Origin of the sequence: Rubritalea tangerina, assembly GCF_042683245.1 — a bacterium.
In the GTDB taxonomy this organism is placed as follows: domain Bacteria; phylum Verrucomicrobiota; class Verrucomicrobiia; order Verrucomicrobiales; family Akkermansiaceae; genus Rubritalea; species Rubritalea tangerina.
Window position 1 is genome coordinate 180,121 of the sequence record NZ_JBHUJB010000021.1, and the last position, 26,985, is coordinate 207,105.

A 26,985-nucleotide genomic window follows, 5' to 3' on the forward strand; every position below is an offset into this window, starting at 1 on the left:
GCCATCTAGGCACACTTCTCTTCATTGAGATAGCCTTGATTCACTATTCGATTGAAGAAATTTGGTGACCACCGCGTGAAATGCTTCAGCTTGTTCCCATGGGACTCGGTGACCACAGTCAGGGATTACCACCAATTGCCCATTACTTAGTTCCTGCATCGCACGCCTCGCAACCGCTAAAAACTTTTGATCATTTTCACCGACGACCCATAAAATCGGGCAAGACAATTCTTTTAGCCGAGGGAGTAAATTTTCCTGTGTACCAACACTCCAATCCATGAAGGAGCGAGCCACGGCTTCGCGCTGTCGTTTGAGCGCGCTTCTATCTGGCATAATCCCTCCTTCCAACACTCCCTGACGATTCCAAGCATTTAAAAAATCATCCCAGTCACCTGATAGAGCCTTAGCGGCCCATGCTGCATCTTGAGCCTGACGTGCAGGTTTATCCTCTTCTTCAATGCCTGTATGCGCTGAAACGATGATGGCGGCTTTGTACATTTTGGGATTGCTGAGCAAAGCATGAAGAGCCAGCCTCCCCCCCATTGAGTAACCCAGTAGCACGGGCTGCTTACTGTGGACTTCGCGATTGAAAGCATTGCCAAATTGAGCAAGTGGCATAGGGCAACATGCAAGAAATTGCCAAAGATCAACCCGCGCCACTGCTTCACCTTCCTGCTTCATACTTAGTGCAAAGCTTTTCCAATCCGCTGCCATCCCCACAGCTCCATGTAATGCGTAAATCATTTTTCTAACTGCCAGCACATGCTGACTCGCCGGCTTTTAGGCGAAATATGCATCTCCAGCAATGCGTAATCGTTGAATCCTTTAGGTCCTTTATTTGGAAAATACAGGTTACCTAGTGAATAAATAACAGGGATACCTCTGTAAAATTCTTCCATCTGCCTCATGTGCGTGTGAGAACCAACGATGCCATCTACTCCGGAACGGCAAAGCCATTTTGCCACCTCTCTCTGATCCTGTGTGACTTCCCGTGTGTATTCTTTCCCCCAATGAGGTAAGGCGATGAGCATGTCACAATGCTCGTATCGGTTATCAATAAGCTCTGAAATTCTTTGAGCATCTCTAGGGTAATGGAGCACCCTCTCATCGCTCGCCTGCCTTCGGCTTGTCACTGCATTGAATGCCAGAAAACCAATGCGCATACCTTTGACATGCACCACCTCCAGTGCATCACGCGTACCTGCAACATGCATTCCAGATTTTTGGAGATACCCCAAACACTGAGTCAACCCATCAGACCCAGAATCATAGATATGATTGTTGGCAATACCAACAACATCTACCCCCACATTCTCTAACTTCTTGAGAGAGGCTGGATCCGCCACATAGTGGAAGCCACCTCCCTCATGTGACACTTCCTGGTAATCAGCGAGCACGCACTCTAAGTTCACCACACTCAAGTCACTTTGCTTTAGTTTACACGCCAGTTTCTTTGAGAAAATTTCGCCCTCCGATCCATCTAAATTCACATCACCTCCAAAACACAGCTGCAAACATTCATCCATAGCTTCTAGCGTATAAACCCGATAACCGCCGTGCGCCCCCATCAATGTCCGCAGTTTCACAATTTCCGGAAATCCACCCAAATGATGAATTACCATATCTTCAGGATCAAGAATCCCTCTGACACCCTCATCCGCCCACAGCGCTCCCACATGACTATCGAAGTCAATGACCACCCCACTATCAATCATCCGCGGATTAATCTCAGTGGGCCTCCCCATCCGTGAAATCAATCGAAGTTGCGATCTTAGCTGTCTTGGGTTGCACCAACCGATCCTAACCCCGTTTTGCCTAAAGGCATAGACTAAGAAGTTTGCGCAATCATTGCCTATCCTCGTCTCAGGTCCCGATTCGCCATGCAAATGCACTTTTCCAATCCCAAAAACATAGGGGCTACCCATTTGTTCACTCAAGGCGGCTCTGATCCCACCACCATAGCCAACTCGAATCTCCATCACTTCTGATTCGAACACTCCATCTCGAGTACGCACCTCCGCATGGATACGCAGGACACCCGCGGTTTGCTTCCATGGAAGTTCATCACCCCAAATGCGCTTGCTCAAGGCTCCCTCCTCAGTCCTTGTAATGAGTCGTGACTCGTAGGTGACGTAACTCGATACATCCTCCCCAGAAAATTGCTTACCCAAAGAAAGCTCAGGAAGAACGTGATAACTGGTGCACGTAGGCTCCCAAACATACCAACACACTTCTTCAACAACTCCCTCAGCATGCACCCTAATAGTTCCCAACTTCTCCTGTGGAACTCTCCACACTCCGTCAGTAGATTGCTCATTTCCATCCACACTCATCCGCACACTACCATGGATGCCTTGCCAACTTTCTAACTGATCTAACCACTCATCACGCCTGGTCGTAACCATGATTTTTGAGCTGTGACGCAGCAAGACCTGCACAAGACTTGGTGGCGCCTCGCTAATGCTGACTCGGGGGACTGACTCGCCGCGACTAATAAACTCCCTAGCTCTCTCGCTACGATCAAACCTGTCGCTCCGATAGGGCTCGTACTCAACTCTGATATTTCTTGCTGAAAAAACCTTTCTCAAACATTGCTCTAACAACTGGAAACCTTGTTGATCACTCTTAAGCCAAGGACGAGATATGGCAAAGGTCAGAGTCTCCAGCTTGCTTTGTTGAATAAACCACCTCCAATGCGCATCAAAGCGGCGAGCACAGTCCGTGTAACTATCCATGTCGACACTCACAACCAACTTCCCCTGAATCTCCATTTCCTTCAAGTCTGCAAACCGCACCACCTGAAAGCGCTCACCAAATCGCCCCGCCTCACGTGGAGCGACCTCTAACTTCCAGTCTAAGTGCCTCCTTGCTTCAGCCTCCAATTTTTCAATTTCCTCTTGGCTAGGATCACCACTAGGAACCCAAAGTACGCGTTCGATCGGCTTTGGCATCAATGGCTCAATCCATGAATAAGGTTGAATCAGTCCCCTCTCACGCCATTCTCTAGCAGACGCCACCCTCGCTGATGATGAGCGTGCCTTGTGTAGGCTTTTACGTATCGTATCACTGGCATCTACAGCCGACGCGTCAGAATGTGCGTCAAATAAGACAAGCGTGTAACTCTCATCAAAATCTAATTCTTTACACAAAAACTCGAATGAGCCCGCATGTGAGTCCTCGATGTATACTGGAAGCACCTTCGCCCAGGAATGGAACGTGAGGGACAGAAAAAATAGAATAGTTAATCTAACGCGCTCCATAACGCTTCGGCTCCTTCGCTAACTTTCTCAGCACCACAATGTCAGATAGGCAGGTATCACGAAATTTCTCGCCGCGGTAAACAGACCCAATTTCTAACTTAAGCTTCTTCACTGGCTTAGCGTAACCTCCTAATGAAACCTTTTGTGAGAAAGGATGATCGTAGAGCTTATACTTCATGGTCTTTTCACCATTGATGGTGAGTGTCACATCCTTCACCCTGTTATTATTCTTGAAGCTCGTCTCGGACTTACTGTAGCCGTTAGTAATCAGGATATCTGTCAGTATTTGGGCCTCACTAAGCTCTATTTCTACACTCTCGCCGATGCCGTCCCCATCAACCCCTTCTGACCACGCATGATGGCCGTCTTCGTAGTTCTTTGAGCTTAAATTATCGGCTGAATAGTTAAATTTCCCCTCAGGCGCCAACTCGGAACTGGCACGCACATCAAATTGCCCATGGCCGGCATAGAAGGCTTCACCCAGTTGATAGTAGTTCCCACCTTGCCATGGGTCGTCAGCTTTTCGATCATAGCCTCTGCTGTACGTATGGATAGACTGCCGAGCGATAATCTCAATATCGTCTTCAAGACTTGGCTCAAGACTCTCGAATTCCCAGCTCCACTTGTTATCAGATTTCTGAAAGCGATTGCTCGGTTTGGTAATGAGAATATGGTCAGGATTCATTCCCTTGTTGAACACACTAACCACACCTCGCTTGATCGGACCATCCCAGACAGCACCGCTAGAGAGGCGGTATTTAAACCTCCAGGGCCCCTCATGCCCGTCGTCACTCACATAAGTGGCTGAAAAATCATAATCAGAATTGTACGAAATCTGCACGATCACTTGTTCTCCTGCAGGCACTTTGATTTTGCTCACCATCCAACCCTCAATCCCACGTAACACATCATCTCCTTCAAAGGGCTTCACCTTACCTTTCGCAAAGGGTTCTTCCTGATAGTCAGCTTTGAGCGCTTTCCCATTCAATAACACTTTGTAGTCGCGACAGTATTCATGGCGTCCCTTTTTATGCCCGAAGCCCAGAGGCATACTCCAGTGGTCTTTAACATTTTCCACAGGAAAACCAAACACTACTCGCGCGGACTTGCCTGTCACGTTTTGCATGATGTAACGCACAGCGACATGCGCGTGCTGAGGATGAAGGTGAATCTCTAGTTTCTCGTCAATGATTTGAACATTTTCAGCGCCTTCTGGCGTAAATGGTGCAATGTCACCAGTGAACTCCACACCCAGATGGTAGCCCCCACCATTGCCAAATGCCACACCGCCACAAAGAAATAATAGAAGCACAAACAGACGCATGACTGACTTCTAGCGAATTACTTTTCAAAAATCCAACCTTTTCAGCCCCCCTCTCTCTATGCTGACTTTGATATATGAGCGATCAATCACTCTCAAGCGATGCCTTACTAAAGGCATTCCAGCAAGCCGCTGAGAAATTCTCTGAAGTCGAATCGCTCACACAAAAAATGACAACTCCGCGGTACCACGATAAGGAACCCATCGCTGAAGGAGGAGCCAAACGTATCTACCTGAGTCAAGATTCCTGGACCCAACGCGAAGTGGCGAGAGCCTTCCCCAAGACACCGCAAACCCACGACGAATTTATTAGAGAAGCCCTTCTTCATGCTCAGTTAGAACATCCTAACATCATCCCACTCTATGATCTTGGAGTGGATGAAAAAGTTCCGTATTTTTGCATGAAGCTCATCCAAGGGCAGACTCTTGAAAATTATGTGAAGCTCAACACTAGCTCCTTGAACCAAGCTGAGCAACGAGACACCTTGATAGATATTTTTGTCAAGGTTTGTGACGCCGTCGCATTCGCCCATGCGAATCAGGTTCTTCATCTGGACTTGAAACCTGCCAACATTCAGCTCAGCGACCATGGTGAGGTCCTTGTGGGTGACTGGGGCCTCGCTCGTGCCCATGCAGTAAACGATGAGACTTTCGTAGAACAAAATCAGGGGCAATTCACACGGCATGGCTACCTCAGTGGCACACCAGGCTTTATGGCCCCAGAACAATGCACCAAAGGTTCTGAAAAAGATATTCGGACTGACATCTATTCCCTTGGCGCCTTGCTCGTGTTCATACTCACCGGTAAGCCGCCAGTTACTGGCTCAACCGAACAAATGATGCTGGCGACTAAAGAGGCTAAGCTCGATTCTCTCTCACAGGATATACCTGAAGCCCTGCGCGCTATCTCGCTCAAAGCCCTCTCTCAAGATCCTAATCATCGCTACTCTAACGTAGATGGCTTATTGGCGGATATTAAAGCATTCAGATCGGGCTATCTCACCACTGCAGAAAATGTCAGCACGCTGAAACTCCTCAAAGCGCTCTACAGGCGTAATCAAAAGACCCTCATCTCGGCCTTAGTAATTCTCATCATTTTCACCCTCCTCACACTTCTTTTCATCTACCGACTCACCCACTCAGAGAATCTAGCTCAATTCCATCAAAACCAAGCTGAAACCACCCTCCTCCAGTACCAACGAGCACAAGCCGAAAAAGAACAGCAAGGGGTCGCCTTCGCCAACGATTACCTCAAAGAGTCAATCAGTTATTACTACGACGGAACACGTGGCCGTCACGACTATATCACCAGACGTGATGAACGCGCTTACCAACTCGTCACTAAAGCACTCGAGCTTGACCCCTCTAATGAAGAGGCTTGGGCCCTTAAAGGACGCCTTTCCATGCTCACTTTTCGGCTGGATGTCGCTGAGAAAGCATTTGAAAGAGCTGGCCAACAATACCTAACACACCTTGATGTGTGTCGCTCATTCAAGAATAGTGATCTCACGGATCTTGATCAGCTCTCAAACATGCTGTGGCAGCTCGTCCCCACCCAGGACAACCGGCTCATCCACGACTTCATGTTCTTGACCATTTTCACCAAACGCAATGACTCGAAACTAATCTCATTTATCGAAGAGAGCCTCAACATGCGCAACCCCAGCCCCACTGGTAGACTCCACTTCCATTACGATAAAAAATCACAGTCATTAGATTTATCTGACAATCCAGAGATGACATTCATTTTCATGATTAAAAACCTCCCCCTGCGACACCTCAACCTCGCAAACACGAAAATTGGTTCAGACCTCTACCACATCGAAAAAATGCCTTTGGTCGAACTCGATGTCAGCAACACCTTGATTACCAACGCAAGGATGCAGCATCTGAGAGGTAAGCCCCTCCGAAAATTAGCTCTACGTTCGTGCTCGATTACGAAACTCGATGCACTTGCCGATCTCCCCATCGAAACACTCGATATCCGCGGATGCCAGATTAAGAATTTCACAGCACTTCAAAAACTCGAAGAACTTAAGCAGCTTATTTGCACTCCCGCTCAGGCTGAACAAATCAAAAAAGCACTCCCAAATATGCCGAAACAGAAGCTCGTTCTAAAAAATGAGACCAATACATAATAGCTCATCAAGTGGCGGGAAAAATTCAGGTTGGTAGAGTTATGACCACCCTAATTCGCACACTGAGCACCTGTATTTCTTTCTTCTGTCTTACTCAATGGACGTATGCAAAACCTAATATAATTATCCTGTTCACGGACGATCAACGCTACGACACCATCAATGCCCTCGGCAATCCACATATTCATACGCCAAACCTCGATAAACTGGCACGTCGTTCACTCGTATTCACGAATGCCTATTGTTATGGAGCACATACAGGCGCCGTCTGTATTGCCTCGCGCAACCAACTCATGACAGGGAACACTTGGCATCGCTGGTCAGGAAAAACCCACCACCCCTCAACAATGGAAAACCTCCCGCGTGTTATGAAACAAGCAGGCTACCAAACATTCTATCGTGAGAAGAGCGGCCGCGCTAACCACCCCACTCTCCTGAAAGAATTTGATGATTTTGCCGACATTCATAATGTCAAAGCTCTCATGACCGGGCGCGCATGCCAGCCATTTGTTGATCAAGCAATCACCTTCCTTGAGTCGAAGCGTGACCCTAACAAGCCATTTCTCATGTACCTAGGTCTCGCGGGACCTCACGACCCACGTTTCGCCCAACAACAATTCAGAGACCTCTATAAGTTAGATGAAATCCCATTGCCCAAAAATTTCCGCCCCCAACACCATTGGGATATCGGCTCGATGACTATCAGAGATGAGTGCTTAGAGGCCTGGCCTAGAACCCCGCAGGCCACACGTGAGCACATTCTCGATTATTATGCACTGGTGAGTGCCATGGACTATGACATCGGTCGACTCCTCGATTACCTTGATGCCAAGAAGCTCACTGAAAATACAATTATCCTCTTCAGTTCCGATCATGGCTTAGCCCTCGGTAGCCACGGGCTCTTCGGAAAACAAAACACCTATGAAATAGGCATGAAAGTCCCATTCTTTATCTCCGGACCTGGGATTGCTCATGGCGAAACCCAGACGCTCACATACCTGCATGACATTTTCCCAACATTAGCAGATTTCGCTGGAGCTAAGCTCACAGAACCACATGACGGCATCAGCCATAAGGGAACAATCTGTGGCGACCAACCGAAGCAAACTCGCCCATATCTCACTCTCGCTTACCAAAGATCTCAAAGATCCATCCGTGACTCTAGATGGAAGCTCATGGTGTTCCCAGAAATCAACCAACACCAGCTCTTCGACCTAGAAAATGATCCTGATGAAATCCACAACCTAGCAGACAAGCACCCTGAGATAGTTGCTAGACTCTGGAAGCAACTCGAATCTGAACAACAACGATACGGAGACGACCAAGCCCTCTCCACCTCATCACCAAAACCAAAACATTTCCTCCCCCCTACTAATGCCAAAATTAAGCCCAGGCACAAAGTGGGAGGGGCAGTTCCCACACAGCCGTAACTTCACACACATGAGACTCAAACTGCGACAGCTCTCCCATGCTGTTCCGCATGCCCAACAGAGCCAGCCGATTACTAAAATCATGTTTTTTACGAATTTCATCAAGGATGCATCGAAACCACGGTTTATCTCAATAGGCACCTCTCGCAACCACTCTGAGAATCGCCTCTAAATACCTTGCATCCCACTCATCATGAAATACACCATTGCCACACTCACCTGTATTGCAACTCTCGCTCCGCTGAGCGCGAAGCAATACTCCCTAGAAAACGCATCGCTCAAACGTGTCCTCAGCACCGACGGGAAGAGGCTGCAAACACTCGAAATTCAAAATAAGGCGGCCTCTACAACGCTTAAGCCCAGCGCTTGTGCCGAATTTCTCCTTCGTATCTCGCAAGGCACCGACAAACCAGACACGGACATTACCCTCACTGCCGACGACTTTACTGTGGTGGAGGTCACCCAAACATCTCCCCAGAAATTAGTCTGCCAACTCGAAAATAAGCAACACGGACTCAAAGTAAAGGTGGTCTACACGCTCAACAAAGACGACTTTTATGCACGTAAACATCTAGAAATCACGAGTTCTCAAAACCTATGCCTTGAGCGAGTTGATATCGATGCCCTCTCTCTAGCGGATGCCTACCAACCCTATCAAATTTCTCAAATCAATGCGCGTGGCCCATGGAGACCGGGACTTGGCCAACCACTCTTCACAAAGGAGTCTGCGACATTCTGGGGTGTGGAATTTCCAGCTGCCGTCAATACAGTACAAGGTGAAAAACTACGCTGTGGTTACCTCCACGGACGATTCCTTAAACCAGGAGTTACCTATACAAGCTATGCTTCTGTTGTCGGTGTGAGCGATGATCCAGATTTTAATGCAGACGCATTCTACGACTATATCAATGAAATTCGGGTGCGCCCACTCAGGCTTCAAACCCAATACAATTCTTGGTTCGACTACGGCAGAAATATTAACGAAAACCAATTCGTCTCAAGTGTCGATAAGGTCAATCAGGAACTCTGTGTAGAACGTGGCGTCCCCCCGCTCCGCTGCTACGTTATTGATGACGGTTGGCAAGATTCAACAGCGCAATCCGACTGGAGTGACAAAGTCTGGAAAGTAAACCAACGCTTTGACAATAACTTCACTCCTTCAGAAAAAGCTGTCGCTAACGCAAAATCCACCCTCGGCCTCTGGCTTAGCCCAGGTTGTAACTTCAACGCCCGCCCCATCGTCCCTAGCCTCAGAGCAAAGGGCATGGGAGGGCTTAAAAACTACATGTCACTCGCCGACACCCCCTACATGGATATGCTTGAGCAAAGGATGGTCGAGCTCACCAAAAAAGGCGTCACCTACTTCAAACTCGATGGCACATTCGGCCACCTCCATACCCGCGATTTCGATATTCATGGAAAAGCACATGGCGTCCCAGAAATGCCTCAGTTGGATTTGGATGGTCTCACCACTGACGATAAACGCCTTAACGATAGTAAATATGACGAGCTTAAGACCTACTACCTAACTGTTGGATCCGAACGCATGATGAAGATCTTCAAGGAAATGGGTGCTGCAAATCCTGAGGTGTATATTGTTATTTCTAACGGCGCCTATCTAAGCCCTTGGTGGATGATGCACTGTGATGCCGTCTGGATGATCAATGCAGGTGATGCAGCTGGCGGTGCGAACCGTACAGGCGAACTCGTCTACAGAGATGAGGTCTATCACAATATTTGGGTGAAAGAAAATACCCACTACCCCATGAATTCCCTCTTCAATCACGAGCCGAAAAAGAAGCGTAACCACGAGACAAAAGACACATTCCGTAAATACCTCTACATGAATATGTCCAGAGGCACTGGCTTCGTAGAGCTCTACCTCAAGACATTCAATCTCGCTGAGTACGACTGGGATGTACTCGCTGAAGGCATGCTCTGGGTACACGATGTCTTCCCCACTTTCGCACGCTCTCGCATGCACGGAGGTAGACCAAAAGCAGGTGAGGTATACGGCTACACCGCATGGAATGACTCTCGAGGCTACGTTTCTCTACATAATCCCTCAAACGAAGCTAAAAGCTATACATTCACACTCGATCGTAAGTTCGGCCTCCAGCCTGCTCAGAAAAGCTACCACCTGAGCTCTCCCCTCTCAGATAGCCTCAAAGACCTAGAAGCAACATACCAATACGGTGACACCATCACACTCACATTAGATCCCGCAGAAATTCGCATCTTAAACTTTGACCCAAATCCACGAACTTGGTCGAAGCTCAAAGCACTGCAAACGCGTACCAAAGACGACTACATTCCTAAGCCTAACAAACAGAAGAAACCGTCAACTATCAGCCATAAAGGCCATAAAATTCTGGGTAAGTGGAACTACCTAAATGACGACCATAGCCGAGAATTTACTGCCGATGGGAAATGTATCTTAAGAAAGGGAGAGAAAGTCATTTGGTCCAAACCCTTTGTCGCAACCGATGCCAAAACAATCATCGTAGAAGGCAAATATAAACACACATTGACGGGCAACACCCTCACTATTGAAGGGAAATATAAAGCGAAAAAATAAAGTCGCGATTCCTTTAAATACACCAAACTAGGCGTCCAACTCTGAGTTGAGGCGCTTAATGTGGAGATCCATCGCCTCTTGCACCGCCTTACGATAGACGTAGGCGGTGTTTTCTTTGATGCCTAATCTACTGGCGACAGTCCCTGCGCTCTCCCCCTCTGCCATGCCTGCATAGGCTTGAAGCTGTGCCTCTTTGAATTGGGACTGAACATGCTCCCATGCCGACTTTGCGACAAAGATTTTCCACTCAATTTCTGCAAGCACATCCGTTTCCGACTCTTGTGAGATACTCTCTAAATAGAGTTTACTGTCATCTAACTGCGCTCTAACCACCTTATTCTTCTTGAGCTGTGAAAAATTGATCAATGTATTCTTAGCCACACGCGCCAACCATGTTCTAAAGCGACAACGCTCAGGTTGATAGAGAAAGGTCTCAAGCCCCTTCCATACGCGAACCATCACTTCTTGTGCTAAATCCTCCACATCCGCATGCGCTGCTCCGCTCTTTAACAAAACAGCACAGACATACCGCCGGTAGACTAATTCAAACTGTTGCCACGCCTTTGCATCACCTTGCTCCTTTACTAACATCAATAAAGTCTGACTCGTTGGCTCCCCTTGCATCATTTCCAGATTACCTACGCCCGTCACTCCAGCAAGTTTACAGTCCCCTTATTTTTTCTCATCATGTAAAGCCCCAGACCTCAGCTAGCTAACACCCATACCACTAGTTCCTTATCCCTTAGCGCTATTGTTCAGTCTGCATTTGACGCCACCGGCCCGGAGTCACCCCATGCGCCTTTTCAAACATCGTGAAAAATGAACGAGTGGAAGAAAAACCAACCATCTCGGCAATCGCGTGCACCGTGAGATCGGTTGATTTCAATAGGCGTTCAACATGTTGCATGCGAACGCGCTTCAGCGCTACGGATGGTGCCTCTCCATGAATCTCTCGGTAGTGTCGCTCCAATGTGCTGCGAGAAACGCCCGCAAGCTTAGCTAGCTCATCTACGGAAATCCCCTCGATTCCATAACTGCGGATCATCTCCGATAATCGGAGCGCAAAGTTCCCTTGCTCAGGAGTACTGACCGTGGATGCCCTTGGTACAACTTCTCCACAGGCAATTCTAACATCATTCGGAGAACCATTTTGAATTAACTCCATCGCACTCTGCGCCATATGCAGGTACGGATGATTGATGGAACTTATATTCGGAACTCCAACTTTGGTGTCTAACGAATTCGCCCGCCCAAGTATACCAACACTCTCGGGAATACTCACCCCCAACTCCTTACACACCTCTACAAGGGTAACTGCTCGCCAATCATGAAACGCATAAATCATGGTCCTCTCATCGAGCATCTTCAAGCGCTCGACCAAGGCACTATGCGTTTCCATCCAATGCCCGACACTCACCCCTAAGGGTCTCTCCTCCACACTAAGCTGCCAGTACCCGAGACCAGCTTCGCTCGCACATGCTTGAATCACCTTACCCTGCTCAACTTCCTGACTCTGCATCCCCACCGTAGGCAAGAAGGCCACTTGTTCAAACCCAGCTCCAGCAGCGTGACGCACTACCACTTGCGCCAAACTCTCAGGACAAAAATGTAAACTGCTGATCCCTTCACAACGTGAAGCCGCGAGGTTAACCACTGGCACACCAAGCGCTTGCAGTGGTGCCATATTCTCAATGTCCGCATCCAGTGAGGTGATCAAACCATCAATCCGATATGCAGAGAGATCCGGCATCAATTCGTCCCCAGGACTGTATGGTATAATTTGGATAGCATAACGCTGAGCAACCCACGGAAGCTCGAGTAAAGCATCGTGGAAACGATAACTTAATTCGTATCGTGGAGATAAAAGAGTGGCTACCGTCGGTTTGTTCTGGGTCATTGGCACAAAATGATGATGCTAATTTTTATCATATTATGTCAATTCAAGGCTACCATTTGACCCAGCTTTCCTCCCCGCCTATGCAATCAGACCAATCCCAAATATTATGAAAAGCATCACACTTACCAGCCTCTGCCTGAGCACGCTCGCTTCTGCCTATCCCTATCCCGGTGAAGCTCCCAATAAAGCGACTTCAAATTCAGACGGAAAAAATTTCACACTCGAAAATAGCCACCTCCAAGCTACTTGGCAACTCAACGACGGCCAACTGCGCGGCCCGCATTTCACCAATAAAATCAGCAAGGAAGACTTTGTGGCGGACCGTGATCTTTTCGCCATCGCTACTCAGAAACAAATACTCGACCCCGATCGTGTTTACGTCGGGATCCGCAAGAACAATGAGATCATTGAGGCTGTCATCTCCAGTGATGGGAAAAGCTGGGAGCCCATTGCTTCCTATCCAATGTCAACATTCGGCAAATCTATCAAAGCCATTCGTGTTGGCAAGACCAGCAGTCAAGGAAAAGCTGATGATTACTCTGATGCTGGTGAGCTAGGTTCCAGCGAGTTCCAACGCGTCGCCATCACTGATAGTTCAGGAAAACGCAATGACCTTACCTCAAAACCTCAATCCATCCATAAATCAAAACGTGAGGGAACAAAGCTCAGCATTAACAACGAACTCATCCGGATCGATGCCCATGCCAACAGTGCCACCTATGCCGAGTATGCTGGGAGCAATGACTGGCAACTTGTCAGCTGTCGCATCAAAAAAGCTTCCGACAAGGGACTCAGTTGGGGTCCAGGTGTCACTGTCATCTTTGATGATGATTCCTACATTCTCGCTAACATCCGAGGCAAAGACCAATACACTATCCGCTCTGGTGAAGGTGAAAAAATCGTCACCAGAAAAACAAGCGCAGCACTCGATTGTGACCTCAAGGCAAGTTCCTTCACTCTGAGCTCACCGGCCAAACTTGTTGATCTCGAAAACGGTAAGGCAATTACTGCTACATTTCTGGATAAAAACTCCGGACTAGCTGTCCGGTGGAATGCCTCTTTGCGAGATGGGTCGAACTACATTCAACAGAGCTACACCATTGCTAGCTCAAAACAAAACCACATCTTCGGGCTCGAATTCATCAATGGTAAACTAAAAGGAGCCCAACAAATTGGTGAGGTCCCTGGCAGCCCAGCCGCAACTAGCTCGCTCTTCTTTGGCGTCGAAATGCCATTCACCACAAACCGTATCGATCCAGATCACTTGACCAGCGGATTCCCATGCGAGTTGCCAATCGATTCAAATCAAAAATATGAATTTAAATCGGTTATCGGCACCTACCCCACTGGCCAACTACGTCGTGCATTCAACTATTACCTTGAGCGTGAGCGCTCGACTCCTTCTCACCAATTCCTCCACTACAACAACTGGTACGACTTCGCTCCAAGCCGTGAGGCATTCCTCGCAGTCATTGAGGCCTTCTATCAGGAAATGACAGTAAAGCGTGGTGTGGTGCTCGACTCATTTGTCATGGACGATGGTTGGGACGACTACAATGCTGGCCTCTGGGAATACCACGAGAAACGATTTCCTAACGGATTTGATGAAGTCTCGGCTGCATCACGTAAAGCAAAGAGCAATCTCGGCGTCTGGATTTCACCACTGGGTGGTTACGGCGGTGCTGACCAACGCACTGCACACGCAAAAAAAATGGGCCTCATCGAGGACACTCTCGATCTCTCACAACCAAAATACTACCAATGGTTTTACGAAAAATGCCTTGGCTTCATGAAGGACCACGGGGTCAATTACTACAAATGGGATAAAGCAGGAAGTGGTGTGAGCCCACACTTCATGGCTCTGATCCAGTGCGGAAGAGAACTGAAAAAATACAACCCGAAACTCTTCATCAATGTCACTGTTGGCACCTGGCCCTCACCATTCTGGCTCAATCACATTGACTCAACCTGGCGTACCGGTACCGGTGATGTCGCCTGGATGGGTGTCGGTGATGAACGTGAACAATGGCTTACTTTCAGAGATTGGGGCTGCTATGAAAAATTTGTAAAAATCGCCCCACTCTACCCACTTAATTCAGTCATGCACCACGGACTCGTCGTTGGCCGCCACTACCAAGCTACCAAAGTCACCAAGGCCGGCGTCAATATGAAGCACGCAGCGCGCTCCTACTTCGGTACTGGTGCTAACTTGTTAGAGCTCTACCTCACCCCTGAACTCATGACCGACAGCGCATGGGACCAAGTGGCTGAAGCCGCTCGCTGGGCCAAAGAAAACGAAGAAATTCTTGTCGACTCACATTGGGTCGGAGGCAATCCAAAGGATCTTTGCGTCTACGGATGGGCTTCATGGAATCCTAAGAAAAGCGTAATCACACTGCGTAACTCAGCTGATGCTCCAAAAGAACTCACTCTCGACCTTGCTCAGGCTTTAGAAATCCCCGAGGGCTTCAGCACACACTTCATTGCTAAGAATGCATATAATGACCAAGGCTTTAAAGAGGGGCCGCTCAGTGGTGATGTCACCTTCAAGCTCCAGCCCTTCGAAGTCCTCTGCATCGAACTCCTCCCAAAAAAATAGGCTTAGGTCTTTTATAATTAGCTGCAGCCGCCCCCGCTTGATTTAATCAAAGAGCCATTTGTGTATATACGGCTACTCAGGACTGGCTCAGAGATGTTCGCTTCGGCGGGACAACTGCTGTACCTGAGCCTAGCACTACTGCTCTTCTGGGCCTCGGAGCGGTGTCTCTGATCCTGAGAAGACGCAAGTAATACCACTTCGTGATTATAAAGATAGAATGCCCGTTAGGTTGCTTCCTAACGGGCATTCTTTATGCTTACAAGTGTATTGAATGATGCCTACATAGGCCGGCAGATGTAAGAATGCACCTGCTCGACCTATGCTGCTTTGCTAAATCTCATGCGGCTTAGGAATCGTGTTGCCGTAGCGATGGGTGCACTCCGAAATAGATTGCTCGCGGAAGTAATGAAGTAACTCAATACGGCCATTTAAGAGCACCTTCCAGTCTATTAGCTGCGTCGCGGCATCATTGGCTGCCCTACGGAGTCCCTCAGAAGCTCCTACAGCACGAATGCTCGCATACTTACTTGCATCAGCCCCAAGTCGCTTGATCAGTTGGGCTTCAGATTCCACTGAGCAAACCGCACCTCCCGTCTGCGATAGTTTCTCACTTGAAGACACCTCGACAGGTACGCCTGCAGTTTTTGCAGCTAAAAGAACCACAGCGAATTCACTACCTTCCAGTCCATCAGCTCGCACCAAAAGACGCTTCAATGGAACGTATCGGAAATGGTTCGTTTCGCCATGAAGCTGTGTTGGGTCGTGCTCAAGGCTAAATTCCTTTGCCATCCAATAGGCAAAGCTACCCGCTGCTGCATCGAGCAATTCACCCTGAACTGCACCTTTCTTGAGCTCCTCCAATAATGCCTGCACATCTTTACGCACACCCGCACGGTTGCTTGGAAGTCCACTTTGCTCCCACTCCGCAAAGATCGAAACATAGTTAGGGCCACCCGCTTTTGCTCCAGGCCCAAAACAGGAATTCTTCCATCCACCAAATGGCTGACGGCGTACAATCGCTCCTGTTATCGGACGGTTGATATAAGCATTACCTACCTCCACTTGTTCTCTCCAAATCGCTATCTCGCGATCATCGAGAGTGTGGATGCCTCCAGTCAACCCAAAGTCAGAGTCGTTCTGAATGCGCATTGCCTCCTGCAAATCTGTCGCGCGAATCAAACCGAGCACTGGACCAAAGCATTCTGCCTTGTGAAACCAACTACCCTGCTTCACTCCCAATTTGATGCCTGGTGACCAGAGATGTGGATTACCTTCTAACATCTTAGGCTCTAGCAACCATTCCTCACCTTCATCAAGTGTCGTGAGCGCACGCTGTAGCTTTTCCTCAGGCTTCAACATCAATGGGGTTACAATCGAGGATGGGTCCCATGACTGACCCACAGTCAAACTCTCAACTGCATCCTTCAGCTGACGCATAAATGCAGGATTGTCATACACATCAGCCTCAATGATCGCTAACGAGGAAGCGGAACACTTCTGCCCAGCGTGACCGAATGACCCCTTAACTAAGTCTTTAATTGCCTGATCTGGATCCGCTGCATTTGTGATGATTAATGAGTTCTTACCTGATGTCTCCGCGTAAAGGCGCATGTCAGCCTTCCAGTTCTGGAACATCCTACCAGTCTCATACGCACCAGTGAGAACTACCGCTCCAACGCGATCGCTAGATACCAAGCTGCGCCCAATCTCATTGTCCGGACACGGTACAAACTGAAGTACTTCGCGCGGCACACCCGCATCCCAAAGTTGATTCACCATCACCCAAGCTGTGTACACAGACTCTGGCGCAGGCTTCATGATCACACTATTGCCTGCCATCAAACCTGCTAAGATGCCTCCACACGGAATCGCGTAGGGGAAATTCCATGGCGGTGTAATCACAACCGTGCCTAATGGTTTAAATTCTGTGCCGTCTAACATGCCATCCCAGCTGAGACTGTCGGCATAGTAATTTGCAAAATCCACAGCCTCACTCACCTCTGCATCAGCTTCGGGAGCAGCTTTTCCTGCTTCCTGGACCATGACAGCAATTGACTCGCCGCGCTTGCGCTCAATCTCTATCGCAACGTCCTTGAGTATCTTGGCGCGTTCCTCGATGCTCTTTTGCGCCCACGCTCCCTGCGATTGCTCGGCTACATCTAAAGCGCGCTGAACCTCCTCGGCGCTGGCCAATGAATACTGATAGAGGTTCTCGTTCTTCGATGGGTCAATCCCCTGCCCTTTTTGCTCAGTAACGATCAACTCACCACCAATCTGTAGTGGAATGTCAGCGATAGCCGCCTGCTTCACCTGCTCGACCTTATCCTGAATCCAATAGGCATTCTTTCGCAAACTCCAGTCCGTGTCAGCATTGTTGTGGAATGGCTTGGTGTAATCTACTTCATACTGTTCGCTTGCACGGTCCATTGTACGGTTAGGTGTGTCTTGTACCGTGTCTTTAATAGCACAGGCATCAAAGAACATCTGCTTTTGCTTGTTCCATTTTGGACACCCTGGCTTCATTCCAAAAATGTCATGCAAAAAGTTCTCCTCGTGCGTGTTCTCATCTAAACGACGCACCAAGTATGAAATGGCTGAGTGGAAATCTTCCTTCTTAACCACTGGGGCATAGCGCAATAAACCACCTGCTAAGTCTTGCACTGCACGTGCCTGATGGTTTGCCATGCCCTCCAGCATTTCTAGCTCAACGTGTTCTTCTACGCCCTCGCGCGCTCTCACAAGTAAGGAATAAGAAATCTCAAAGAGGTTGTGTGACGCTATGCCTAACTGAACGCTCTCTGCATTCTCTGGCTTGCAGCCGTAGAGCACCATGCGCTTGTAGTTGGCATCCACGTCTAACTTGCTTGTGTACGGCGCCTGTGGCCAGTCGTGAATACTCGCCTCTACTGATTCCATTGCTAAGTTGGCCCCCTTCACAATACGCACCTTGATCGATGCATCACCAGCAGCGGTACGCTTCTTCGCCCACTCAGTTAATTCAATCTGTACTTTGTGTGAGTCAGGTAAGTACGCCTGCAGAACAATACCAGCACGCAACTTCTTGAATTCTTCCTCATCTAACACTTGCATGAAAGCATCACAGGTCAAACGAAGGTCACGGTATTCTTCCATGTCCAAGTTCACAAACTTAGGGCATGTCTCCCCCACTTCATTCACAAACGTATGCTCTTGGGCACAGCGATATAAACGTCTAATCCGATCTTTAATTAACTCGAGTGTCTGATCGTAAGCTACCAAGTTGATCTGAGAAAATACTGCGGAGATTTTCACTGAGATGTACTCACAGTCAGGACTTGCTAGTCTATCAAGAACCTGCTGCATACGATTTTCAGCTTCGTGCTCCCCAAGAATCGCCTCACCTAACTGGTTGATATTCATGCGAGTGCCTTGCTTTTTACGCTTCGCCAAGTGTGGCTTCAGCTTCTCATCCTCACTCGGTAAAATAACCTGATCACTCTCGGCGCGCATCTTTTGAGTAACAGCAGGCATCACCATGTCTGGTGCCAGACCTGAAGCAATCGCTCCCACGCGCATTGCCACTTGCTCATGCAGTGGCAAATAGGTTGGCACACCATATTGCTCTATCAAATAACGAAACTGGTTCGCCGAACGGTCATGGTTTGCTGGACGAAAAACCTGATCAGCCATTGCTAAAGTTAATGCCTTACCTGCTGGGTCTTCCATCATCCGTGACATCTTCCAGGCTTGATACTTCTCTGAGAGTGTTTGCTGGCCTGCCGCCTTGTTCAAAATGATTTCTGCGAGCTCAATTGCCTTCTCTGCAAGTGCTGCGTCGCTGAGGCCCTGAAGCTGGGCTCCATCTAAAAGTGCTACCTTCGTTGACATACCCTCACTATAGTATAGCTCACCCCTGCCGTATTGTGCGTAGCAACTGTACTCTTTGTGAAAATTGGCAAATCAGTCGATTTCTCTTTTGTCACACCTCCCAAAACTGTCCAATCTCATACTGTAATGCATACGCCAGATCTCGATACCTTCTTAGAACAACTCAGTACTCCCCTCATTGGGACCCGTCTCTTTGCGCAAATTCCTGACATTCTCTTCTGTATTAAAGACAGAGAAGGTCGCTATCTCACCACCAACCGAGCATTCGCTGACAAACTGAACCTTAAGTCCGCAAATGACATCATCGGAAAGACCGCCAACGACCTCTTCCCTCCCCATCTCGCTGAAATCTACACAGCTCAGGACGCTCACGTTCTCGACACCGGCAATGAAATTATCGATCGCCTAGAGGTCATCACAAACAGTAAGGGTAGACTGGGTTGGCACCTTGCCAGCAAATTCCCCCTCATTGGCAAAGATGGTGAGATCCTAGGAATTGCTTCTATCTCTCGAGACCTCCAAACTCCCTGTGATGATGACTTGCGCTTTGCCGGCGTAGCTAAAGTCGTCACCTATATCCAAAAACACTATGCTGAAAGCATTGACATCGCATCTATCGCTAAACGCGTCGACCTTTCAGTCACCCAGCTCGACCGCCGTATGCGCAAAGTTTTCAAGCTTTCAACCGCCCAATTTATCCGCAAAACACGCATTGCCGCTGCCACCACCGCACTCAAGTCTACGGAAAAAGCAATCTCTCAAATTGCTCAAGAATGCGGCTACAGCGACCAATCAGCATTCACCAGACAATTCACAGCCACAGTTGGCATGTCGCCTGGCGTCTACCGCTCCAAGCATAAGTAACAATGCCTCGATTCGAGAAGTTTTGTAAATACCTTGTGCTTTTCCTGTGCTTCATGGTTCTGATGACCTGTGCCAATGCTCTGATTTGGAATGAGCTAGTAGAAACAAAGGTCTATCTTTCAAATAATATCAATTTCTTCTACCCACTCCTCTCTAGCGGGTACTTCTCGCCGGGCGCTTGGTACTCAGATCACTTCGACACAGTAACCGCAATCGATAACACCCGCAGCTTCAAGTGCACCGACCAAGTCTTAGCCGGCTGGAACAACTCTAGAATCTCCATCATCTGGTTCGTACTCGTTTTCTCTAAACTCATCCTATCAGGAACTCTAACTCATTGGTCAGCAAAGCGGCTCCCCTACTGAACAACAAAAAAGGCGACCCACTGGATCGCCTTCTTCAAAAATAAATTCTGTCTGCTAATTAGACAGTCATCACCTCTGCTTCTTTCTCAGCAGTGGCCGCGTCAGCTGCCTTGACGAACTTGTCAGTCAAAGCCTGGATGTCGCTCTCAAAATCGCGAAGGCTATCTTCCGTGAGAACATTCTCAGCTTTCATCTTCTTGCCTGCATCCATGCCGTCTTTACGACAACCACGGAGACGCACCTTGATGTCTTCAGAGATAGTCTTCACGCGCTTCACCATTTCCTGACGACGCTCTTCTGTGAGCTCAGGGATAGGAAGTCGCAGAGTCTTGCCTTCGTTGACTGGGTTGAAGCCCAACTGCGCCTCGCGAATGCCGCGATCGATATCTTCCACCGTGCTGGCATCGTATGGCTGAATCATGATCTGACGTGGCTCAGGCGTCGTAATGACAGCAAGCTCACGCAGCTTCATTTTGCTGCCGTAGGATTTCACGTCGACAACCACATTTTCCACCAATGCTGGTGATGCTTTGCCAGTACGAACGGAGCCAAACTCCACACCCATGTGTTCAATGGCTGCTTCCATTGACATTTCGATTTCTTCGAGAACTGATGATGGTTCCATAATATCTATTTCTGTATCTTAAATTTAACCCTCGTTACTTACCACTGTGCCAATGGGCGCTCCTTTGATTACCTTGGCAATGTTGCCATGCTCGTTGAGATCAAACACAATGATTGGAATGTTGTTATCCATGCACAGGGAGAATGCTGTAGAGTCCATCACTGCCAGCTGGTCAGTGAGGCAACGCTGGAATGATATGCTGTCGAAACGAGTCGCTTCTGGATCTTTCTTGGGGTCTGCACTATAAACGCCATCCACCATTGTGGCCTTCAAGATTGCGCACGCACCCATCTCACTGGCTCGCAGTGCGGAAGTCGTGTCCGTTGAGAAAAAGGGACTTCCCGTACCTGCAGCAAATACTACCACAGTGCCTTCAGACAAGTGACGGGATGCCTTGCGGCGGATAAATGGCTCAGCCACATTTTTCATCTCAATCGCTGACTGCACGATACACGGAACACCCTCAGCTTCGAGTGCACTCTGCACTGCCAGTGCATTCATCACCGTTGCCATCATCCCTACATAATCCGCAGTGGCTCGGTCCATACCTCGTGCACTCGCACTGGCGCCGCGCCAAAAGTTTCCTCCACCCACTACAATAGCTATCTCCACACCCGCTTCATGAGCTTCCTTAATCTCAAGAGCGATCCTCCCTACAATTTCTGGTGAGATGTTATCTTGACTACCAACTTCACGGAGGGCTTCTCCGCTTAACTTTAGGACAACGCGTTTGAAGGATCGGTTTGTTTCACTCATAGCTCAGCTGACATTTAAAAAACAAATTGCCGAGACTCATGCAATCTCTATATCTAGGAATGCTGGGAAAAGTCACTTCCACCCCAGTTTAGCCCCTCACATCTGCCCTCTCACCCGATGCAAGCACCCTATCCACACCAGTCTACTCACCTTGCTTGGCAACAAACCGCTGACTTAATTTACTGAGTTGCTCAATCTGCGGTCCTTTCTTATCGCTCGCAACCAATATTGCGCAGGGCATTCCCTCGCGTAAATAAGCCGCGCCATAATCTTGAATCGTCTTCTTCAAGGCGGCCACACTCAACTTTACAACATCACTGAGTGAGACCTCTAACTCTTTTGGCACCTCCGCGTTAGTAACATCCACGGTGACCAATAGCCCCTGATCTCCATACACTGCTGCCAACTTTAATTTGGCCAAGACAATCAAGTTAGCCTCAGGCTCATCATAGCCACCAATGCTCGCAAGCTTGTGGCTCAGCGCCACCGCATTAATAAGATCCTCAGGTAGCGCTCCCGATAGTACAACCGGTCGTGACATCAGCACTGTATAGTCCACACCGCTCTCCTTGCCCATTACGCTCGTGATGTCAGTGCCATGCAACGATAAGGGCTGCCAAACTCGATAAACAGACTTCGTCGACCCACTCGCGAAGCCCGCGATTAGTGCTAGTAAAATGAAAACTTTAGAGAGCATGAATGCCAAATTACGCCACTTGCTGGCACTCTGGCTAGACATTTTCCTTTGGCCGCTTGCATACCTAACGCTTCAAACCAACATAACCATCCACCTCATCCGGAGATCGAATCACACGTGGGTCATTAAGTATCAACTTCTCAAGTTGATTTCTAGCCACCCCTGATAAAGCAAATTCACGTGCCACTGCATTATTGTGATAGTCCATCAGCCTCTCCTGCTTCGTGTTACCATCCAGAGTCTCATGCGCATCCGTAACTAACTTTGCAAAGCCACCACCAAATACTTTTGTTAGCTCATAGCTCCAGTTTACATGCCGGTATGCATCCTCTGGAAATTGACTATTCGCTACCTTCTTCTCTTTAGCTCGCTTCCTAGCATCATCAGACAAGTACATGATCACTGGTGCGCGTAATGGATAGGTTGCTAGAATCTCTAACATTGCGTCACTTACATTGAGTTGAGCCTTATCGCGGATCTGTTCAAGATCTTCCACCTTGAATCGCAAGGCACGCTTACCATTATCCAGCCGCTCCGTGTACAACAAAGCATCCACCGTCACGTCGCCTCCCACAGGAACTGATACATATCCAGAAAAATTAAAATCAGCATCCACTTCGTTCTCATCAAACAATGCCTCCAACCTCCCATAGCTCTCCCTCAATGCCGACTCTGGAGATAATAATGACATGGGAGCACTCATGAATGAGCCTGAACGAAAACCGCCAAATGGAAAATCCTCCGGCACATCCTCAGAGTGTAACACCACCGAGAAATCCTGAACCTGCACCCGAATCTTTGGTGGAAATATCCCAGCCGCCGTAACTTCTACGGCCTGAGCCTCAATCCTTGAACGCACCTTGTCTTTGTTGGTGATACCAATATCAAACTCACTCACCACCCCCTGACTACGTGCCTCAAATGGGCTTGGGATTTGAATCGCCCCTCCCTCTAATCCTACCAACTCAACTCCAGCCTTTTTCGACTTCTCAGCAACCTTTGCCACCACTCTGTCCACTACCATATTGGCAATCCAGTGACGCGAAAACCAGAGAACACTCGATATGGCCAACACAATGACACCAAACCTCACTAACCTCTTCCTCCACTTTCTAGATAACTTCCTTCTCATCACTGACGAACCTTCTTTAAGAGAACGATTAAGAAAAATGGTGCTCCTATCAAGGCCGTGATAATGCCAACTGGCAAATCCGAGCCCACCGTCACACCTCGTGCTAGTGTGTCACACCAAACCAAAAACACGCCGCCAAATAATATCACTAACCACACCAATTCCCTGTGAACCACACCAAACAACATCCTACAAAAGTGCGGTACCATAATCCCAATAAACCCAATCGGCCCACAGACTGATACCACGCCTGCCATCATCAATGACACCGCAAAAAATAACACCCGCCTCACGCGCTTCACCTCCACACCCCGACTCAACGCAAGCTCATCACCCACAGAAATGACATCCAGCTCACTTCTGTATTGTGCAATAAATATCACACCCACCAATACAAAGGGAGCCACAGTAAGCACTCCATCGTAATCAGCTTGCCCCAGACTCCCCATCGTCCAACGCATCATCTTAAACATGCTGCCAGCATCAGCAAAATATTGCGTCAACATCGTCAAACTAGAGAAAAAGAAACTAAGAATAACCCCACCAAGGAGCAAACTCACAGTCGCTAAGCCACCCGCCCATTTAGCGAGATGATAAACTAACATGACCGAAAGCAAGGCTCCCAGAAGTGCAGCTAAAGAAAGCCCACTGACACCTAACAGTGAGAAGTTTACCCCAAAGTTGATCCATAAGGCCACACTGAATGTCGATCCGCTAGCGACTCCTAGCGTGTAGGGTGTTGCGAGCGGATTGCGAAACATCGCTTGAAAAACAAGCCCACCCAATGCCAAGGCCGCCCCACATAGGAATGCCATCATTACTCTAGGGACACGCACCTCCCAGTAAACCAAATGCTCAGTACTAGACCTCTCAGGTAACCACAGAAATGCCTCTCCCATGCTAGGAGCAATAAAAACACTCAGCATTGCCAGCAAAACCATCCACCAAACCCTAGGCTTCATTCCCACCTCCGTTCAAATGCTCAACCACCGCACCACCGAATAAACCTTCCACTCCGCCTTCGCTAAAAAAGTCACTGGATTTCTCATCCGCAAAAACGGCACCTGAATCCAGTGCTAAAACGCGCTGAAACCTCTGCTGAGCCCAAACTAAATCGTGAGTGACTACCACTACCGTGACCCACTCAGGTAACCCAGCAATAGCCGACTGAACATCTAACCTCTGAGCCGGATCTAGATGGGCAAGCGGCTCATCGAGTAAAAGAATGCCTGCCCTCTGAGCTAATCCCGCAGCAATGCACACACGCTGACGTTCGCCACCACTCAATGATGAAACTCTGCGCTTCGCAAACGCATCTACCTGCATTAATGCCATTGCTTCAGCCACCTCTGGGTCAGCCGCACTACCTCCATGGGCATACCGGCCCATCCCAATGAATTCTTCAACACTGTAGGCTACTTCAGCAGCTAACAACTGAGGAACGTAGGCCATTTTTTTTGCCAGTTCCTTGCGGCTGTAATCATTAATTCCTACACCCCCGACTTCCACAGTCCCACCTTGTATCTCCTGCGTTCCTAGGATGACCCTGAGCAAAGTCGTTTTTCCCGCTCCATTCGGTCCAATGATAGCCGTGTGCGCACCAGCCCTCAGATCAAAATCAACCTCATTGAGAAGCAATTTATTGCGCTTCCTAACCACCACTGAACGGCAACAAACGACTACATCAGACACCTCCACCCCCTTGTTTCCTTAATTCTAACAACCACTCCAAAGTATCAATAAAGCGAGGTCCAGGGACGAAATGCTTATCGCCAACCAGTAGGTACACGCGCCCATTACGAACCGCATCAAGCGTATCGTTGCTCTGCCACTCAGATAAAAGTTTCTCTACACCAATACGGTCGGCATCTTCTTGATTCACCATATCGATAATAATATCAGGGTTCATCCTAACCAGATGCTCGCGACTTAGCTGCGGGAAATTTTCTTCACCCTCATAGGCATTGGTAAATCCTGCGATATCCAACAACTCTTGGTGATAGCCACCTGCACCAGCCGCAACCACTCCCTTAATTTTCCCCGACCCATGTTCTCTGCCAATCGACATGAGCACTCTCTTTCCACTCGACCCTAATGCGCGTGCACTGCGGACCGCCGCCTCTAATTCCTTGCGCATACTACCAGCCTCATCTACTCGATCAAATCGCTCACCAACCTTGGTGATGGAATCTAAGATCCCTTCCACTGACATATGATCGACAAGCAATGTACCCATGCCTAAACCCTCGATTTGCTCAGCCAGATCAGCTTGTTCCTTCAGTAAAACCACCACCTGTGGCTTCAATCGAACAATCGCCTCTAGGTCAACATCCAGATAGCCACCTACTTTAGGTTTAGCCAATGCTTCCTTGGGGTATTTAGCAAAACTTGACACCCCCACCACCTGATCACCTAATCCAAGCGCAAAGACCACTTCGCCTGAACTTGGCGCCATGCATACGATAGTCGCGTCCGCACCACCACCGCTCACCGAACGCTGCTGCCTTAGGTGGTAACTCACCACAAAGAGACTCAGGGCTAACAGCCCCAAAATAACGCGCTTTAGCATGCACCAACCTCCTTCATTCTCGCCTGCAACCACTCGGCTGAATCTAATAAACTAGGCCCATCCTGGATCATATTCTCACCCATTTTCACAGTCGACATCACAACTGGAATCCGTGTGTCCCATTCCCGCTCATGAACTAAAAGCTCACCATCCACCAAATATTCTGGTTCGTGGAAGAACACATACACATCAGGGCGCTCATGCATTAGTTCTCCCAAATCATTCTCAAAATAGCCAACTGCCCTCTCACCATAAACTAATTCCCCACCAGCACACTCTACTAAATCACGTATATAACTCAGCCCCCCCACAGCCCTGCGGTGACGTCCTAACCATAACTCCACATACACACGTGGTCGCTTTCCCCCCTCACAAGCTCTCTTGATGCTTGCGAAACGCTCAGCCATCTTGCTCGCTAGCCCCCTTGCAGCATCTAGCTCATTTAATAGACCACCTAGTAAAATAACATTTTCTAACATACCTGAAAAGCTGTTTGGCAAATTGAGGTTGTATATCGGCACCCCCTGCTCAGCTAGCTTCAGGCTAAGCCTTCGCTGGATCCCAGTTGTCAAAAGGACCAGATCCGCATCAAGATCTTTAATCTTCTCGAAATCCGCCGTGATATATTGCCCGACCACTGGAATTCCAGTAGTGTCGATGTAACGATCACAGTACTCTGAGACCCCAACAATGCGCTCATGAAACCCCATGCTATCCATGGCCTCTGTTGCAGAGGACACTAAGCAGACTACCCGCTTAGGCTCTTCGGGAACCTCAAATCGATGGTCTAAATATTCGTTGTGAATGCGTCGCATGTTACCCTTTTACTTCAATCACAGATACAACAAAGCTGCACGACCGAAATCGCACAGCTCGTTTTTATGAAT

21 protein-coding genes are annotated in these 26,985 nt (G+C 48.6%); 7 read left to right on the top strand and 14 right to left on the bottom strand.

Annotation, left to right across the window (positions count from 1 at the left end; translation table 11 throughout):
• Positions 1 to 21: 21 nt before the first annotated feature.
• The 3 genes from ACFSW8_RS05045 to ACFSW8_RS05055 are packed head-to-tail and all read right to left on the bottom strand — an operon-like array spanning position 22 to position 4,584.
• Positions 22 to 744 carry an alpha/beta fold hydrolase gene (locus ACFSW8_RS05045; protein ID WP_377090436.1) on the bottom strand — a complete coding sequence of 241 codons (723 nt, stop codon included), beginning with the start codon at positions 742 to 744 and terminating at the stop codon, positions 22 to 24.
• Entirely contained in the window at positions 741 to 3,260 is a 2,520-nt protein-coding gene (locus ACFSW8_RS05050) for a CapA family protein (RefSeq protein WP_377090437.1), read from the bottom strand. Before ACFSW8_RS05050 ends, ACFSW8_RS05045 begins: the two co-directional genes overlap by 4 nt.
• Positions 3,247 to 4,584, bottom strand: coding sequence for an NADase-type glycan-binding domain-containing protein (locus ACFSW8_RS05055; RefSeq protein WP_377090438.1), 1,338 nt, complete (start codon positions 4,582 to 4,584; stop codon positions 3,247 to 3,249). The genes ACFSW8_RS05050 and ACFSW8_RS05055 overlap by 14 nt, the downstream gene beginning before the upstream one ends.
• Before the next feature lie 74 nt (positions 4,585 to 4,658).
• On the opposite strand from ACFSW8_RS05055, the gene ACFSW8_RS05060 reads away from it, so the two are divergent.
• The 3 genes from ACFSW8_RS05060 to ACFSW8_RS05070 all read left to right on the top strand — a co-directional run bounded on the left by ACFSW8_RS05060 (position 4,659) and on the right by ACFSW8_RS05070 (position 10,727).
• The gene (locus ACFSW8_RS05060; RefSeq protein ID WP_377090439.1) at positions 4,659 to 6,719 is read left to right on the top strand and encodes a protein kinase domain-containing protein; all 2,061 of its coding nucleotides are present in this window, start codon (positions 4,659 to 4,661) and stop codon (positions 6,717 to 6,719) included.
• Positions 6,720 to 6,760: 41 nt separating this feature from the next.
• The gene (locus ACFSW8_RS05065) at positions 6,761 to 8,149 is read left to right on the top strand and encodes a sulfatase-like hydrolase/transferase (protein WP_377177606.1); all 1,389 of its coding nucleotides are present in this window, start codon (positions 6,761 to 6,763) and stop codon (positions 8,147 to 8,149) included.
• A 193-nt stretch (positions 8,150 to 8,342) separates the two neighbouring features.
• The gene (locus ACFSW8_RS05070; RefSeq protein ID WP_377090443.1) at positions 8,343 to 10,727 is read left to right on the top strand and encodes a hypothetical protein; all 2,385 of its coding nucleotides are present in this window, start codon (positions 8,343 to 8,345) and stop codon (positions 10,725 to 10,727) included.
• A gap of 27 nt (positions 10,728 to 10,754) precedes the next feature.
• Here ACFSW8_RS05070 and ACFSW8_RS05075 read toward each other — a convergent pair whose 3' ends face one another.
• Positions 10,755 to 11,354, bottom strand: a complete 600-nt coding sequence (locus ACFSW8_RS05075) for an RNA polymerase sigma factor (RefSeq protein ID WP_377177608.1) — start codon at positions 11,352 to 11,354, stop codon at positions 10,755 to 10,757.
• Between the two features lie 121 nt (positions 11,355 to 11,475).
• A complete protein-coding gene (locus ACFSW8_RS05080; RefSeq protein WP_377090445.1) occupies positions 11,476 to 12,624 on the bottom strand; it encodes an AraC family transcriptional regulator in 1,149 nt (382 codons plus the stop codon).
• A 106-nt stretch (positions 12,625 to 12,730) separates the two neighbouring features.
• Between ACFSW8_RS05080 and ACFSW8_RS05085 the strand changes: the two genes are divergently transcribed.
• Positions 12,731 to 15,223: an alpha-galactosidase gene (locus ACFSW8_RS05085; protein ID WP_377090446.1), complete on the top strand. Its 2,493-nt coding sequence runs from the start codon at positions 12,731 to 12,733 to the stop codon at positions 15,221 to 15,223.
• Positions 15,224 to 15,279: 56 nt separating this feature from the next.
• Positions 15,280 to 15,414, top strand: a complete 135-nt coding sequence (locus tag ACFSW8_RS05090; protein WP_377177642.1) for a PEP-CTERM sorting domain-containing protein — start codon at positions 15,280 to 15,282, stop codon at positions 15,412 to 15,414.
• A 139-nt stretch (positions 15,415 to 15,553) separates the two neighbouring features.
• Here the strand turns inward: ACFSW8_RS05090 and ACFSW8_RS05095 are convergent, their stop codons facing one another.
• Positions 15,554 to 19,090, bottom strand: coding sequence for a bifunctional proline dehydrogenase/L-glutamate gamma-semialdehyde dehydrogenase (locus tag ACFSW8_RS05095; RefSeq protein WP_377090448.1), 3,537 nt, complete (start codon positions 19,088 to 19,090; stop codon positions 15,554 to 15,556).
• 126 nt (positions 19,091 to 19,216) lie between these two features.
• Between ACFSW8_RS05095 and ACFSW8_RS05100 the strand changes: the two genes are divergently transcribed.
• Complete coding sequence (locus ACFSW8_RS05100) at positions 19,217 to 19,954, top strand: AraC family transcriptional regulator (protein ID WP_377090450.1); 738 nt, start codon at positions 19,217 to 19,219, stop codon at positions 19,952 to 19,954.
• Positions 19,955 to 19,956: 2 nt separating this feature from the next.
• Positions 19,957 to 20,319 carry a hypothetical protein gene (locus ACFSW8_RS05105; RefSeq protein WP_377090451.1) on the top strand — a complete coding sequence of 121 codons (363 nt, stop codon included), beginning with the start codon at positions 19,957 to 19,959 and terminating at the stop codon, positions 20,317 to 20,319.
• A gap of 58 nt (positions 20,320 to 20,377) precedes the next feature.
• On the opposite strand, the gene frr is transcribed toward ACFSW8_RS05105, so the two are convergent.
• From frr to ACFSW8_RS05145, 8 genes are all read right to left on the bottom strand, one after another.
• A complete protein-coding gene (gene frr / locus ACFSW8_RS05110; RefSeq protein WP_377090452.1) occupies positions 20,378 to 20,944 on the bottom strand; it encodes a ribosome recycling factor in 567 nt (188 codons plus the stop codon).
• Positions 20,945 to 20,968: 24 nt separating this feature from the next.
• Positions 20,969 to 21,700 (bottom strand): UMP kinase, encoded by a 732-nt coding sequence (gene pyrH, locus ACFSW8_RS05115; RefSeq protein WP_377090454.1) that lies wholly within the window; start codon positions 21,698 to 21,700, stop codon positions 20,969 to 20,971.
• Between the two features lie 142 nt (positions 21,701 to 21,842).
• Positions 21,843 to 22,439, bottom strand: a complete 597-nt coding sequence (locus tag ACFSW8_RS05120) for a hypothetical protein (protein WP_377090455.1) — start codon at positions 22,437 to 22,439, stop codon at positions 21,843 to 21,845.
• 22 nt (positions 22,440 to 22,461) lie between these two features.
• Positions 22,462 to 23,421 carry a DUF6973 domain-containing protein gene (locus ACFSW8_RS05125; protein ID WP_377177610.1) on the bottom strand — a complete coding sequence of 320 codons (960 nt, stop codon included), beginning with the start codon at positions 23,419 to 23,421 and terminating at the stop codon, positions 22,462 to 22,464.
• A gap of 107 nt (positions 23,422 to 23,528) precedes the next feature.
• Positions 23,529 to 24,491 carry a FecCD family ABC transporter permease gene (locus ACFSW8_RS05130; RefSeq protein ID WP_377090457.1) on the bottom strand — a complete coding sequence of 321 codons (963 nt, stop codon included), beginning with the start codon at positions 24,489 to 24,491 and terminating at the stop codon, positions 23,529 to 23,531.
• Positions 24,481 to 25,221 (bottom strand): ABC transporter ATP-binding protein, encoded by a 741-nt coding sequence (locus tag ACFSW8_RS05135; protein ID WP_377090458.1) that lies wholly within the window; start codon positions 25,219 to 25,221, stop codon positions 24,481 to 24,483. The genes ACFSW8_RS05130 and ACFSW8_RS05135 overlap by 11 nt, the downstream gene beginning before the upstream one ends.
• Positions 25,214 to 26,098: an ABC transporter substrate-binding protein gene (locus ACFSW8_RS05140; RefSeq protein ID WP_377177612.1), complete on the bottom strand. Its 885-nt coding sequence runs from the start codon at positions 26,096 to 26,098 to the stop codon at positions 25,214 to 25,216. The genes ACFSW8_RS05135 and ACFSW8_RS05140 overlap by 8 nt, the downstream gene beginning before the upstream one ends.
• A complete protein-coding gene (locus ACFSW8_RS05145; RefSeq protein WP_377090460.1) occupies positions 26,092 to 26,913 on the bottom strand; it encodes an ABC transporter substrate-binding protein in 822 nt (273 codons plus the stop codon). Before ACFSW8_RS05145 ends, ACFSW8_RS05140 begins: the two co-directional genes overlap by 7 nt.
• Between the last annotated feature and the right edge of the window lie 72 nt (positions 26,914 to 26,985).

What these genes read in the sequence shown, in the direction of transcription:
- ACFSW8_RS05045 (WP_377090436.1), bottom strand. Translation starts at nt 744, where the DNA reads ATGATTTACGCATTACATGGAGCTGTGGGGATGGCAGCGGATTGGAAA.
- ACFSW8_RS05050 (WP_377090437.1), bottom strand. Translation starts at nt 3,260, where the DNA reads ATGGAGCGCGTTAGATTAACTATTCTATTTTTTCTGTCCCTCACGTTC.
- ACFSW8_RS05055 (WP_377090438.1), bottom strand. Translation starts at nt 4,584, where the DNA reads ATGCGTCTGTTTGTGCTTCTATTATTTCTTTGTGGCGGTGTGGCATTT.
- ACFSW8_RS05060 (WP_377090439.1), top strand. Translation starts at nt 4,659, where the DNA reads ATGAGCGATCAATCACTCTCAAGCGATGCCTTACTAAAGGCATTCCAG.
- ACFSW8_RS05065 (WP_377177606.1), top strand. Translation starts at nt 6,761, where the DNA reads ATGACCACCCTAATTCGCACACTGAGCACCTGTATTTCTTTCTTCTGT.
- ACFSW8_RS05070 (WP_377090443.1), top strand. Translation starts at nt 8,343, where the DNA reads ATGAAATACACCATTGCCACACTCACCTGTATTGCAACTCTCGCTCCG.
- ACFSW8_RS05075 (WP_377177608.1), bottom strand. Translation starts at nt 11,354, where the DNA reads ATGATGCAAGGGGAGCCAACGAGTCAGACTTTATTGATGTTAGTAAAG.
- ACFSW8_RS05080 (WP_377090445.1), bottom strand. Translation starts at nt 12,624, where the DNA reads ATGACCCAGAACAAACCGACGGTAGCCACTCTTTTATCTCCACGATAC.
- ACFSW8_RS05085 (WP_377090446.1), top strand. Translation starts at nt 12,731, where the DNA reads ATGAAAAGCATCACACTTACCAGCCTCTGCCTGAGCACGCTCGCTTCT.
- ACFSW8_RS05095 (WP_377090448.1), bottom strand. Translation starts at nt 19,090, where the DNA reads ATGTCAACGAAGGTAGCACTTTTAGATGGAGCCCAGCTTCAGGGCCTC.
- ACFSW8_RS05100 (WP_377090450.1), top strand. Translation starts at nt 19,217, where the DNA reads ATGCATACGCCAGATCTCGATACCTTCTTAGAACAACTCAGTACTCCC.
- ACFSW8_RS05105 (WP_377090451.1), top strand. Translation starts at nt 19,957, where the DNA reads ATGCCTCGATTCGAGAAGTTTTGTAAATACCTTGTGCTTTTCCTGTGC.
- frr (WP_377090452.1), bottom strand. Translation starts at nt 20,944, where the DNA reads ATGGAACCATCATCAGTTCTCGAAGAAATCGAAATGTCAATGGAAGCA.
- pyrH (WP_377090454.1), bottom strand. Translation starts at nt 21,700, where the DNA reads ATGAGTGAAACAAACCGATCCTTCAAACGCGTTGTCCTAAAGTTAAGC.
- ACFSW8_RS05120 (WP_377090455.1), bottom strand. Translation starts at nt 22,439, where the DNA reads ATGTCTAGCCAGAGTGCCAGCAAGTGGCGTAATTTGGCATTCATGCTC.
- ACFSW8_RS05125 (WP_377177610.1), bottom strand. Translation starts at nt 23,421, where the DNA reads ATGGTAGTGGACAGAGTGGTGGCAAAGGTTGCTGAGAAGTCGAAAAAG.
- ACFSW8_RS05130 (WP_377090457.1), bottom strand. Translation starts at nt 24,491, where the DNA reads ATGAAGCCTAGGGTTTGGTGGATGGTTTTGCTGGCAATGCTGAGTGTT.
- ACFSW8_RS05140 (WP_377177612.1), bottom strand. Translation starts at nt 26,098, where the DNA reads ATGCTAAAGCGCGTTATTTTGGGGCTGTTAGCCCTGAGTCTCTTTGTG.
- ACFSW8_RS05145 (WP_377090460.1), bottom strand. Translation starts at nt 26,913, where the DNA reads ATGCGACGCATTCACAACGAATATTTAGACCATCGATTTGAGGTTCCC.